General features: G+C 54.0%; 10 protein-coding genes and 1 pseudogene. 4 read left to right on the top strand and 7 right to left on the bottom strand.

What is annotated here, in order from left to right; all coding sequences use genetic code 11:
• Nucleotides 1–177: 177 nt before the first annotated feature.
• From FH603_RS07110 to FH603_RS07120, 3 genes are read right to left on the bottom strand one after another with little or no spacing between them, the layout of a single operon-like run.
• Entirely contained in the window at nt 178–1,785 is a 1,608-nt protein-coding gene (locus FH603_RS07110; RefSeq protein WP_235985275.1) for a M56 family metallopeptidase, read from the bottom strand.
• Entirely contained in the window at nt 1,782–3,659 is a 1,878-nt protein-coding gene (locus FH603_RS07115) for a TonB family protein (RefSeq protein ID WP_186736765.1), read from the bottom strand. Before FH603_RS07115 ends, FH603_RS07110 begins: the two co-directional genes overlap by 4 nt.
• Nucleotides 3,656–4,051: a BlaI/MecI/CopY family transcriptional regulator gene (locus FH603_RS07120; protein ID WP_186736766.1), complete on the bottom strand. Its 396-nt coding sequence runs from the start codon at nt 4,049–4,051 to the stop codon at nt 3,656–3,658. The genes FH603_RS07115 and FH603_RS07120 overlap by 4 nt, the downstream gene beginning before the upstream one ends.
• Nucleotides 4,052–4,206: 155 nt before the next feature.
• On the opposite strand from FH603_RS07120, the gene FH603_RS07125 reads away from it, so the two are divergent.
• Nucleotides 4,207–4,827 (top strand): HAD family hydrolase, encoded by a 621-nt coding sequence (locus FH603_RS07125; protein WP_186736767.1) that lies wholly within the window; start codon nt 4,207–4,209, stop codon nt 4,825–4,827.
• 5 nt (nt 4,828–4,832) lie between these two features.
• Here the strand turns inward: FH603_RS07125 and FH603_RS07130 are convergent, their stop codons facing one another.
• Entirely contained in the window at nt 4,833–5,327 is a 495-nt protein-coding gene (locus FH603_RS07130) for a hypothetical protein (RefSeq protein ID WP_186736768.1), read from the bottom strand.
• A 154-nt stretch (nt 5,328–5,481) separates the two neighbouring features.
• Here FH603_RS07130 and FH603_RS07135 point away from each other — a divergent pair, with 154 nt between their 5' ends.
• From FH603_RS07135 to FH603_RS07145, 3 genes are all read left to right on the top strand, one after another.
• Nucleotides 5,482–5,778 (top strand): SCP2 sterol-binding domain-containing protein, encoded by a 297-nt coding sequence (locus FH603_RS07135; RefSeq protein ID WP_186736769.1) that lies wholly within the window; start codon nt 5,482–5,484, stop codon nt 5,776–5,778.
• Nucleotides 5,779–5,980: 202 nt separating this feature from the next.
• Nucleotides 5,981–7,432, top strand: a complete 1,452-nt coding sequence (locus FH603_RS07140) for a Gfo/Idh/MocA family protein (protein WP_186736770.1) — start codon at nt 5,981–5,983, stop codon at nt 7,430–7,432.
• Between the two features lie 77 nt (nt 7,433–7,509).
• Nucleotides 7,510–9,477 carry a sensor histidine kinase gene (locus FH603_RS07145; protein ID WP_235985274.1) on the top strand — a complete coding sequence of 656 codons (1,968 nt, stop codon included), beginning with the start codon at nt 7,510–7,512 and terminating at the stop codon, nt 9,475–9,477.
• Nucleotides 9,478–9,495: 18 nt separating this feature from the next.
• Here the strand turns inward: FH603_RS07145 and FH603_RS07150 are convergent, their stop codons facing one another.
• The 3 genes and pseudogenes from FH603_RS07150 to FH603_RS28920 all read right to left on the bottom strand — a co-directional run.
• Nucleotides 9,496–10,299, bottom strand: a complete 804-nt coding sequence (locus FH603_RS07150) for a LytR/AlgR family response regulator transcription factor (protein WP_186736771.1) — start codon at nt 10,297–10,299, stop codon at nt 9,496–9,498.
• A 74-nt stretch (nt 10,300–10,373) separates the two neighbouring features.
• A complete protein-coding gene (locus tag FH603_RS07155; RefSeq protein ID WP_342355211.1) occupies nt 10,374–11,729 on the bottom strand; it encodes a sensor histidine kinase in 1,356 nt (451 codons plus the stop codon).
• Nucleotides 11,724–11,903 (bottom strand): annotated as a pseudogene (locus FH603_RS28920) (tetratricopeptide repeat protein); the annotation flags it as partial. The gene FH603_RS07155 and the pseudogene FH603_RS28920, both read right to left, overlap by 6 nt.
• Nucleotides 11,904–12,017: the final 114 nt, after the last annotated feature.

Consider the following 12,017-nt stretch of genomic DNA (forward strand, 5'->3'; position numbering starts at 1 on the left):
TTTTGTATATCCCCCGATTGAAACCGGGGGGTATTTGGCGTTAACCGGGTTTGGCGTGTCCCACAATTGAAATTGTGGGCTATTTGGTAATGACCGGTTTTCGTTAACCCACAATTGAAATTGTGGGCTATGTTGTGGTGATCGGTTTGCGCCATCCCCCACAATTGAAATTGTGGGCTATTTCGTCGTGACGGTTACGGTTCCCTGTTCTTTATTCACATCGACGCGGACGATCTGTTTGGGCGGAATCGCCGTCACGGCTGCTTCGGTTGCTTCCTTGCCGTTGATGGTGAAATACTTGATGTCAGATAGGGCCGATGCATCGTTGGCAGGAACCGGTGGTGGCGGGGGAGGTGACATGGTTTGAATGCGTATCGTCTGCTGGCTCGAACTGGCTTCGGTAATAGCCGCCTTATCGTGTTTGCGGAACGCGTCGAACGACACTTCTTTTCCGTCTACAACAAAGTGCTTATACATTTTCTGGATGTCGGCATCATTCGTTGGGGGTGAAAAGAAGGAAGTCTTGTTGGTGCCTGATCCTGGCGTTTCGTTATCCTCCAGCTGAAAGTTGATGGGTAAGTTATACTGCACGTTTACTGCCCGACCACTCTGCCTGCCGGGTTTCCAGCGGGGCATACCTGCCACTACGCGAACCGCTTCTTCACCGGTTCCAAAGCCAATGCCTCTCAACAGCTTTACATCCGTTACGTCGCCGTCTTTCGTGACGATGAAGCGAACGAACACCCGGCCCTCAGCATTCACTTTTTGGGCTGCTTTCGGATACGTCAGGTTGGCGCTTATGTAGGCACCTAGCGCTTTCATACCACCTTTGAACTCCGGATTTTCCTCCACAACCGTGAAAATAGGACCCTCTACGCTGGCCTGGCGGGCGGGTTGATTGGTAGTTACGGACTGATCAGGTTGGGCCAGGTCGCGGTCGGGCTGGGTACACAGGGTCAGGAGCCCGGCGAGGGGCAGCACGAGCGCATAACCGAGGAGCGCCCGGCGATTGGATGCGGGTTTCTGGAGCATAACGATACGTTGTTTTAGGGTTGATGTTGATACGAAAGGGGTTGTCAGCATGGCCGATGGGACGTTGAGGGCGTAAGCCACCAACTGCCGGGCATAATCGGGGCGGGGAGCGGTTCGGGCCACGGCTGCATCGGCCAGAAATTCGTGTACTTCCTGCAGGCTGCGTTTGTACAGGATCAGTAGGGGGTTGAACCACAAAGCCGCACGCACCAACTCGGTGAACAGAATGTCGAGGGTGTGGCGCTGCTGGATGTGGGCTTCTTCGTGGCGAATCAGGGCGTCGGGTTCGGTCAGGGCATCGGTGCGGTTGAGCACCAGATACCGGCCAAAGGAGAACGAGGGGACGTTATCGGTGGCGAGCCGCACGAGGGTGTAGTGACAACGTGACTCAGCGACTCCGCCCCTGATCAGCCGCCGAACGCCCCACCCGTTCAACGCTAGCCGAAGGAGCATACCAACCAGTCCCAGACCGTAGACGAGCCAGAACCATTGATCGGTGGAGAGTTCGTCACGAGCCGATTCGGTACCCCTACCAACGGTGAAAGCAGGTAAGGAGATGGTGTTGCCGGTTAGGGCGTCGGTTGCTCCGCCCGGTAGTTCGACGAGCGGCAATACCAACGATAACCCAATTGATGTCAGCAGATAAGTCCGGTTCAGCCCAAAGAACGTGTTCCGGCGCAGGAGCAGCGCGTAACAGCCATAGAAAAGCAATAGGTATAGGCTGGCGTTAAGGAAGTAGGGGAGGGCGTTCATAGCTTCTTCGTGGTTATGATGACGGCCCCGTTCTTTGCCTTATCGCCATAAGGGGCTGTTGCCGAAGCATCCTTGATGACATGGACCGACTCGATCGTTTTCGGGTCTATACTTGACAGCGTATCAGCGGAAGAAACTACCCCGTCCACGATGTAAAGTGGTACGACAACCAGTTCGCCAAATGCTCCGTTGCCGCGCACCCGTATCGTAGGGTTATCGGATAAAGGGTAAGTGGGCATTGGCGGATGATTGGTGAGGCCAAAATCGCCGATGGGGCTACCCGTGGGTGCAAAAACGGGTTCGGTATGTCCCGTTCGCTTGTCTTCTTTTTTTACCAGATCGAATAAGATTGGTAAGTTGTATTGCACAGATACCGGTTTGCCGTTCTGTTTGCCGGGCGTCCAGTTAGGCATCCGGCTCACCACCCGTACCGCTTCTTCATCGCAGCCAAAACCGATGCCCCTTAGAATACGGAGACTCTCGATAGTACCTGTCTCTGTTACAACGAACTGGACAAATACCCGGCCTTTTACATTAGCCTTTCGGGCATCGGCAGGATAACGTAGATTTTTGGTCAGGTACACTTCTAACTCATCCATCCCGCCCGGAAACTCTGGTGCTTGCTCAACTACTGTGAATACCTCGCCCTTGCGGTTTGGTGAGGTTGTCGATGTCGGCTTTGTAGTGCCAGGCGTTAACTCTTCGGTTTCAACAACAACCTCCCTGAGCGCAATGGCTCGGGCCATCGTTACATTAACGACTGCTTTTCCGTTGACCTTCACTACGTGTGAGTCAAAACCAATAAAGCTGATGACGAGCGTCGCATTTTTAGGTACGTTGCTCAGCATGAATTTGCCTTCGACATCAGTTGAGGTGCCCCTCTTTGTCCCTTTTTCTATAACGGTAGCGCCCGGGAGAGGCCTTCCATCGGCACCCACTACCTGTCCCGATACGGTGATCGTCTCGCTACCTGCCTGCGTAACTACCGCCACAATTTCCTCCCGGGCCGTTGTCATGGCCAGTAGGACAAACACCAGCGGCAGAACCAGCATATACTTGCCCAGGGCCCAGCGATTGGTAGCCCGCTGGTGCAGCATCAAAATGCGCTGTTTAAGAAGTGAGGGATTGAAAAAGCTATTGCTTAATGTTTCGGGACGGACACCAAACGTGTATTCCACCAAAAGCCGGGCATAGTCGGTCCCGTAATCCGTTTTACTGCCAGATGCGGCCCGGTCGGCTAGAAACTCATGTACCTGCCGCAAAGCCCGATCTACAAAGATCAGCCCGATAACCGGCCAGAAGAGTACCTTCAGCAACGCTAAACCCAACACATCGGCGCTATGGTGCTGCCGGACATGGACCAGTTCGTGTTGCAGGATCAGCCCGTTTTGGCTATCAGCCGGGTTCAGCAGAATGTACCGGAAAAAGGAGAAGGTGGGCGTTGTGTGGTCGCGTGGCCGAATCAAGACGTAGTCAGCGTGTATGTCCTGGTCTGACCGGCGAATAAGTCGAACTACCCGGCTCAACTGAATCGCCAGCCGAAGCAGCAGCAACGCTGTAATCAGCCCGTAAAGCCAGATGCCTATCTGTTCCCAGTCCGGCTCAGTCGATGTCGGCCCGGCGTCGACAGGCGTAGCAACCACCCCGGCAGCGGGTAGCGTGATAACGCCAACCGGAATTCCCCAATCCGGGCTGCTGTCAATGGTTTGAGCGGGTAAACTGATCAGCGGCAACGATAGCGTCAACACCGTCGATAACAGCAGATAAGCCCGGTTCAGGTTGAGAAACGTGTGTCGGCGCAGAAACAGCCAGTAACAGCCCGCGAACAGCAGACCATACAGGTTGGCTTTCAGGAAATAGTCGAGGGCGTTCATTGGTCTTTCTTTTTGTTAAGGAGATTAATGATTTCATCGGCCTCCGACAGGCTGATGTTTTTCTCACTCACGAAAAACGACACCAGCTTTTTGAGCGAGTTGTCGAAATAGTTGGTCATTAACTGCTCGGTTTGAAACCGGCGGTATTCTTCCTCGGTGATCAGCGGGTAGTACTCATGCGTTTTTCCATAAGCCGTGTAGCCAACCAGCCCTTTCTTTTCGAGTATTCGGATAATGGTCGAGACTGTGTTGTAGGCTGGTTTCGCCAACGGGGCGTTGTCGGCGTCGGAACCCGGTAGCTCGGCGAGTACGTCTTTGACAAAGCCTTTCTTCAGCTGCCACAATACACGCATTATCTCTTCTTCAGCTTTGGTTAATTCGCGGATCGGCATGGGTTCAGACCTGGTTTGATTAGGGTAAGCGAAAGGTATGACTAATGATTTAGTTTTACAACTAGTATATTAGTTGATTTGTTTTTGGTGAAAAATAGTTGTGCAGTCAGAACATTTATCGGCTAGCTGTCTTATCACTAAAAACAGTAATCGATATGCCTACAGAACCTATCAGAGCGCTTTTCCTGGATATTGGTGGGGTATTGCTAACAAATGGATGGGACCGGCATGCCCGCGGTCGGGCGGCCAGCTTGTTTGATCTGCCGTACGAACAGCTCGACGAACGACATCACCTGACCTTCGATACCTATGAGTCGGGTAAGCTGACGCTGGACGAATACCTGAAGCGGACGGTCTTTTATGAAGAAAGGCCGTTTTCAAAAGAGGACTTTACCCGGTTCATCATGGAGCAGTCACAGCCGTTTCCGGACATGATCGAACTGGTATGCCAGTTAAAGCGGGCACACGGGCTGAAACTGATAGCCGTGAATAACGAAGGTCGGGAAATTAACGAGTACCGAATCCGGCAATTCGGCCTGAACGAGTTCTTCGACGCTTTCGTGTCGTCCTGTTACGTGCACCTGCGCAAACCCGACGTCGATATTTTCCGCCTGGCCCTGGATGTAGCGCAGGTTGAGCCGGGTCAGGCCGTATACATCGACGACCGGGCGATGTTTGTGCAGGAAGCCCGCCACCTGGGTATGCATTGTGTGCACCATACGACCTATGCATCGACGGTAGCGGCCTTTGGCGCACTTGGGCTACAGGTAACTTGAACCCGTCAGTGCATATCCTTTAAATTGAGCCAGTACAGGCCCACGAAGAGCATACTGAAAAAGACACCGAATGAGGTGTTGAGCGCCCCAAACCCAACCAGTATGACCGGTAGTACCAGGCCCGTGACGACCCCGACCACGTAAATCCAGAAACCGATCCGGCGTTGCCGCAGCATAAATACTGCACCAACCAGCGTAAGCAGGGCATACGGAAACTGAGCACCGGCCAGAAGTCGGATACGATCGGGATCGGTGGGGATGTTCTCGTCGCCCGATGACCGGTCTTCGAAATATTGCTTCGGTATTTCTTTCTGCTGTTCGGGGGTATACTTCCGCTCAACGCGTGGCGTCTCGACTACCGCATCGGTTTGTACCAGCGATATGACCGCGTCGAACAGGCTGAGGGCGCTGCCAATGAATGTAAGGACGCAAAGCAGCGTAAGAAATTGCGAGCGTACCGGCAGTCCGTCGGTAGGGCGTTCGGTAGGAGTTGGTTCCATAATATGCGTGGCTGGACGGGTATAATGCCGTTTCCAGCCGTAAAGGTACGCGGCAGACGGGCAACCGAACCCGGTTGGCTGCCGACCTGCCTAATAAAACCTTATTATTGTGGTAGAGTTTGTAATGCTGAGAACGAAAAATCAACTCATACCTATGACGCTTCAGGAACTGACCGATCAGATTCGGACCAAAGCTACCCATGCCGATAGCCTCAATGCCACGGCCAAGATTGTGACCGATCAGGGTGTTGTTTATATCGATGCCACGCAGTCACCAGCGGTGGTTTCCAATGAAGACAAACCGGCTGACTGTGATCTGCATGTGAGTGTCGGCGATCTTGTCCGGATGGGCACCGGCGACCTTAACCCGATGATGGCTTTCATGTCGGGTAAGCTTAAAGTAAAAGGTGATATGGGCATTGCCATGAAAATGGGCCAGGTGATGGCGTAGGGGGTAAATGAATGAGTGAATGTTGAAAGAGTGAAAGTCTGGCGTATCGGAGGGTAAAAAAAGTATGTGTTGGCGGGTGATCGGCTGGTAATGCGGTAAATTATCAGCCCGGATAACTTTGAGAGTTACTGATTATCAGCGGCTCGCTCTCCGATACGCCGAATCGTTGCTCTTTCAGACTTCACCCTTTCACGCTTCACCTATGTCGTCGTCCAAATCCTCCCGCCGTCTGTTTATTAAAGGTAGCGCGCTGGCCGCTGCCGCCGTTGCTACGAGTTCCTTTACGCTGGTGCCCCGTCATGTGCTGGGGGGCGTCAGTGCCAACGGTCAGCGAATCATTGCCCCCTCTGACAAACTCAACATCGCAGCGATAGGCTGTGGTGGAAAGGCCGATGTCAACATCCGACAGGCCTACAATAAAGGGTCCGATAACATGGTAGCGCTTTGTGATGTCGACGACCGCCAGGCCAAAAAATACCGCGCTCAGTTTTCCAATGCTCCTTATTTCCAGGACTACCGCCAGCTGCTCGATAAAGCCGGGAAGACCTTCGACGCGGTCATTATCAGCACACCCGATCACATGCATGCCCCTATTGCTATGGCCGCCATGCAGCTTGGCAAACATGTGTATGTCGAGAAACCCCTGACCCACGATATCTACGAAGCGCGGATGCTGACCGAGGCTGCCCGTACGTATAAAGTGGTGACGCAGATGGGCAACCAGGGTAGCTCGGGTGATGCTACCCGCATTATCGAAGCAGCCATTCAGAAGGGCCTTATTGGCGCTGTCCATACCGTCTATTGCTGGACTAACCGTCCCGTATGGCCGCAGGGTGTTCGGTCGCCTAAAGACAAAGGCGAGTCGCAACCCGTTCCGGCCGATGTAAACTGGCCGCTCTGGCTTGGTACGGCCCCTCAACGTGATTATCATGAAGCGTATATGCCTACCCGCTGGCGTGGCTATTGGGACTTCGGTACCGGCGCGCTGGGCGATATGGGCTGTCACTTTATGGACGTGCCATTCCGCGCCCTCAACCTCAAATACCCCACCTCCGTCGAGTGCAGCGTGGGCTCGGTCTACTCCGACTTTTTCGTGGAAGCCTTTTACGATGACGTTTGCCCGCCTTCGTCAGCTATTCACCTGACGTTTCCTTCCAACGACCGAAACGTGAAGGAGATCAAGTTTTCCTGGTTCGATGGCGGTATTCGGCCTCAACTGCCCGACGGTGTCGAATACAGTGACGTCTTCCGTGACATCGATGGGGGCATGCTCTTCATTGGGTCTAAAGGGATGCTTACGGGCGGACTGTTTGGCGAAAACCCCACTATCCTGCCCGTGGGGAAAGCTGCGGGAAAACCGCTGCCGGCTCCTCAAAGGCCACTTGTTGACGGTAAGGAAGACGGCCATCAGCAGCAATGGGTGAAAGCCTGCAAACAGGGGTATGGTGCCTACACCTCCTCCTCGTTCGACCAGGCGGGGCCGCTCACCGAAACCGTCCTGATGGGCAACCTGGCCACCCGGTCTTACCTGGCCCGCGAAGGGGGTAAGTTTACCGGTCGCAAAAAACTACTGTGGGATGGCGATACCATGAAAGTCACCAACTATGACTATGCCAACCAGTTTGTGAAGCGGGCGTATCGTGCAGGTTGGTAAATTGGCCCGTCGGTCAGCGTCTAGTTCTTTGTTTGTGAGTGAATTAACGGCTACATTGGTGACACATCTATTCATCGATGAGACTTATCCTGCGTTCGTTGCTGGTGCTGGGCAGTTGCCTGTTCGCTACGGCTGTCATGGCTCAGTCGACTGTTGTGACAGCGGGCCATGACGATCGGCTGTCATTACGGGGCAAGCTGGCCTATTTCCGGGATTCGTCGCTTACGGCTACGCTGGCCGACGTGAGTGACCCGGTGATGCAGTCGGCGTTCCGGCCTGTTACGACGCCGGTGCCTAACTTCGGCCTGATCAGCGACCTGACTTCGGCGCGACCACACTGGCTGCGATTTAAGGTGAAAAATACAGGCAGTGAGCCTCAACGCTGGCTGGCTGAAATCGATTTCTGGTGTTTCGATGAGTTGCAGCTTTTTGTGGTCGATGCCCGCAACCAGCTGCTGTCCAGCTCCCCCTCGATTGGCTGGCGAACCCCCGTTGCTAAACGGTTTCGGCATAGTCGCCATTTCTGGTTTCCCCTGGTAGTTCCCGCCGGGCAAACGGTAACCGCTTATCTGCGGGTGATGAAACGCCGGGGCGCACAAATTATCCCGATCGAACTCATTCAGGAGTCAGCCTATGAGTCGGTTACCCAGCAGGGTTATCTGTTCTGGGGCGGGGTGTTGTTCGCGCTGCTGTTCGTGGCACTCATGAGTCTGTTTTTCTTTCTGACAACGCTGGACCGGATTTACTCGAAGTACATCTTCTGCCTGCTGGGGCTAATCGGTTTCTTCTTCATCAACGATGGGTTTATGAATCAGTTTGCGTTCACGGCCCAGTTCTGGATGCCCGGCCGGAACATGTATTTTCTGTTTCCACTCATTCTGTTCTATTCGCAACTCGCCTTTGTTCGGACATTCCTGTCTTTGCGGGCTACTGCTTCCTACCGCTGGCATACGGCCGGAACAGTGGTGCTGGTATGGGGTATAGGCTGTCTGCTTGCCCTGACCGCCGAGTGGATTACGCCACTTACCCCGGCCACCGAACTCGTGCTGATGCGCTTGTTTTCGGCTTTCTACTGGCTGCCGATGCCCGTTATCGTGGCTTATGTCGTTATCGGTATCGTGCGCCGGTATCATGTTCGGGAGGCCTGGCTGTATATGGTGGCGGTGGCTCCGTTCTATGCGCTGAATCTGGGGCAGGTATTTGGCAACTTCGGCCTGCTGCCAACCTACGAGCCCGTCGCCGATTTTACTTACTACGGATTGGCCGCTCTGTTCGAGGTGCTGGTGTTGACGTTTGGACTGGCTTACCGCTACAAAGTAGACCGCGACCAGACCGAACGGCTTATCAACGACCAAACCCACCAGCAGCAGCGTACCTACCAGGCCGAACTGCAAACGCTGACCCTGAAAAACGATCTGTTGGTTGAAAAGACCCGCATTGCCCGCGACCTTCATGACAACGTGGGAACACACCTGGCTTTTGTCGTCACCCACCTGGCACACATCAGCGATCAGGCCGAGAAGCAACCCCTTACCAACGGGAAACCGTGGGCCAGTCAGTTGCGGACGATCGTTTCCCACACCCGGGAAGCCATCAAACTCCTGCGCGAGACCATCTGGGCCATTCATCAGGAAAACTTTACGGTCAGCGAGTTTGTCGAACGACTCAATCAGTACATCAACCGGTACGTTCACGAAACCGATGGTCTCCAGGTAGAAGTTGTCGCAACGGGTTCGCCGGTGCAGCGGCTCAGTTCGGGGCAGGTGCTGAACCTGTTCCGAATTGTGCAGGAAGCCCTGAATAACGTGATCAAACATGCCGACGCAACAAAGGTAACGGTACGATTAAACGTAAGGTCTGGTGGGCAGATCAACCTGATCGTGCAGGATAACGGCCGTGGGTTTACCTGGGTCAATGGCCAGACCAACGACTCGACAACAGAACGCCACTATGGACTCAACAACATGCAGACCCGCGCTCAGGAACTGGGCGGTACGTTCCGGGTTTTTGCCAACAACGGTACCACCGTCGAGGTCGACGTCTGAGAAGAGCCAGCTTGTGACTCAGCAAACCGGAAAGTGCTGCATGAACTCGTCCTTGAAATTACGGCCAAGGGGAATCGAATGAGTGCCAATGATCACTTCATGTTCGCTGAATGAATCGATGCGGTCCAGATTAACGACAAATGAGCGGTGTATGCGTACCATACGATCATACTGTAGCCGCTCCAGCAAATGACTCAGCGATAACCGTACGGCATATTTTTTGGTCGATGTAACGATGGTCGTATGGATATTATCGGCTTCGAGGTAGAGGATTTCGGCCAGCAATACTTTTACAAACTGATAGTTCTGCTTGACAAACAGGGCATCTTCAACTTTCAGGACAGGCCCCGTTCGCGTGGCATCCCGGCCGTTTTTCTCGGCTGTCGACTGCGGTTCGGCCAGTTCGACCGAGTGGGTGGATAGTAGTTTGGGCGTAAGTACCCGTACCGAAAAATTATTGATAGCCATTTCAATCGCCAGCCGTAGTTGCCCCGTATCGAACGGTTTGGTGATGTAAGCCGCCGGAAGCGTTTCTTTGGCTCGCTGGATGGTAGCCCGGTCTGAGAGGGCGGTCAGGTAGATGACGGGTGCCTGGCGCAGGGCAAACAGGTGCCTGATGGTTTCGATGCCGTCCCACTCACCTTTAATTGTGATATCACACAGGATCAGGTCGACATGGTTGTTCTGGAACAGGTCCAGCGCTTTTCGGCCATTACTGGCTACGCCTACGACGCAGTATCCATCGTCTTCCAATTGGTCGCTGAGGGCCATGGCCAGAATGGCTTCGTCTTCAACGATAAGAATATTGACCCGGTTATTCATGAGGTGACAAGTAGAAAAAAGGGGGCTTATACCGGCCCTGGGGTAAAAGATCAAGTGGTTGAGGAGACGTATAATCAGGCCGCCATCCGCAGCCGTGCTTCCGGAATATGCAGCCGAAACAGGGTGCCGTCCTGCTTCACCAGTTCCAGCGTGCCGTCGAGTTGCTCACTCAGCGACGTAATCAGGCGTTTCCCAAACGAGGATCGCGGACCCAGCTGCTGCCAGTCGGCGGCTTCGATACCCGGTCCGTTATCCTGCACTTCGAGGGTGATGCCATTGCCGTTTCGCAGCCCGATCCTGAGCCGGGGGCGCTGGACGGTAGCGTAGGCATATTTAAAGGCGTTCGTTACTAATTCGTTTACAATCAACCCCAGTGGCATGGCCACATCGACGTCTAGTTCTTCCTCCTGAATGTCGATCTGCAAGTCGAATTCATCCGTTTGGAATCCATAGGCCATCATCAGGCTGCTGGCCAGATCGGTCAGGTACTCCCGCATGTTTACCGTTGCCACGCGATCGGTTCGGTACAGACGCTGGTGAATCAGCGACATCGCTTCTACCCGCTGCTGACCTACCCGCACAGCCTGTACCGCTTTTTCGTCTTCCAGCCGGTTCGATTGTAGCTTGAGCAAACTCGATACAATGGCCAGGTTATTTTTAACCCGGTGATGCAGTTCCCGCATAGCCAGTGTCAGTTGTTCGGCCTGCTGCTGTATTTTGGCCCGGCTCTGGCGAATGTTCTGGTAGAGCCAGAATAAGGTCCCGAGCAGGAGCGTGACCACGATCAGGCCACTGGCGCTTGCCCAGATCAGCCGGGTTTTCTGCCGGTTGGTTTCGTCCAGGGCCTGGATGCGGGCTTCTTTTTCCTGAATCTGGTAGCGCGTTTCGACTTCGGCAAGCTGGCGGTTCTTGGTGGCGTTGAAGACGCTGTCGTGGCTGGCAGCCTGGCGTTTTGTATAGGTCAGCGCCTGCTGGTAGTTGCCCCGCTTTTCGTAGATCTGCGTCAGGGTGCCGTACACTTCTTCCTGAACCGAGTATTTCTCGGTACCCGTCTTCTCGGCCCAGGCCAGCGCCCGGCGACACAGGGCTTCGGCTTCATCCAGTTTTCCCTGCGCAATCAGGGCGTTCGGCAGGTTTATACAAACGTACCCCTTCATGTACTCATCGTGGCTGCGCTCGGCATAGCCAAGTACCTCCCGGAACATGGCTTCGGCTTGGGGGTAGTGGCCAAGGTTTTTGTATGTAATGGCCATGTTGAAGAGGCAGCCAAAGTACATGTCCCAGTTATTCCGGCGCTTGTAGTAATCCGTTGTTTGTTGCTGAAGCGCCAGCGCCTGCTGGTGGTTGTTCCCTTTAGCGGCCAGGGTAGCCAGGGCGTCGGTAAGTTGCATGACCAGATCGGTGTTGCCCGTTTGCTCCGCCAGGGTCATGGCTTTTTTTAGATAGGAGCGGGCTATTTTGAGGTCGTTGAGTTGGGCGTAGTCATTGCTCATCATCTGCAACGTCCGAACGATTCGTTCCCGGCTATTGATTTTCTCGTACTCAGCCAGCGCTTTCTGATAGTAGGTGATGGCCTGCCGGTGGTCGCCTACCTCGCTGTACCAGTAGGCTAGTGCTCTTCCAAATTAATAGTTGAAGTAAAATAGAGTAGCTTTGTAGTATGGGCCAAATCGCTACTCCATTCGTCTTGTCAGAAGCCGATCAGACAACACTTGATC

Origin of the sequence: Spirosoma utsteinense, from assembly GCF_014282275.1 — a bacterium.
Taxonomy (GTDB): Bacteria; Bacteroidota; Bacteroidia; order Cytophagales; family Spirosomataceae; genus Spirosoma; species Spirosoma utsteinense.

Excerpts from the sequence above, each read along its gene's own strand:
- FH603_RS07110 (WP_235985275.1), bottom strand. The coding sequence starts at position 1,785 with ATGAACGCCCTCCCCTACTTCCTTAACGCCAGCCTATACCTATTGCTT.
- FH603_RS07150 (WP_186736771.1), bottom strand. The coding sequence starts at position 10,299 with ATGAATAACCGGGTCAATATTCTTATCGTTGAAGACGAAGCCATTCTG.
- FH603_RS07145 (WP_235985274.1), top strand. The coding sequence starts at position 7,510 with ATGAGACTTATCCTGCGTTCGTTGCTGGTGCTGGGCAGTTGCCTGTTC.
- FH603_RS07125 (WP_186736767.1), top strand. The coding sequence starts at position 4,207 with ATGCCTACAGAACCTATCAGAGCGCTTTTCCTGGATATTGGTGGGGTA.
- FH603_RS07155 (WP_342355211.1), bottom strand. The coding sequence starts at position 11,729 with ATGACCCTGGCGGAGCAAACGGGCAACACCGATCTGGTCATGCAACTT.
- FH603_RS07130 (WP_186736768.1), bottom strand. The coding sequence starts at position 5,327 with ATGGAACCAACTCCTACCGAACGCCCTACCGACGGACTGCCGGTACGC.
- FH603_RS07140 (WP_186736770.1), top strand. The coding sequence starts at position 5,981 with ATGTCGTCGTCCAAATCCTCCCGCCGTCTGTTTATTAAAGGTAGCGCG.
- FH603_RS07120 (WP_186736766.1), bottom strand. The coding sequence starts at position 4,051 with ATGCCGATCCGCGAATTAACCAAAGCTGAAGAAGAGATAATGCGTGTA.
- FH603_RS07115 (WP_186736765.1), bottom strand. The coding sequence starts at position 3,659 with ATGAACGCCCTCGACTATTTCCTGAAAGCCAACCTGTATGGTCTGCTG.
- FH603_RS07135 (WP_186736769.1), top strand. The coding sequence starts at position 5,482 with ATGACGCTTCAGGAACTGACCGATCAGATTCGGACCAAAGCTACCCAT.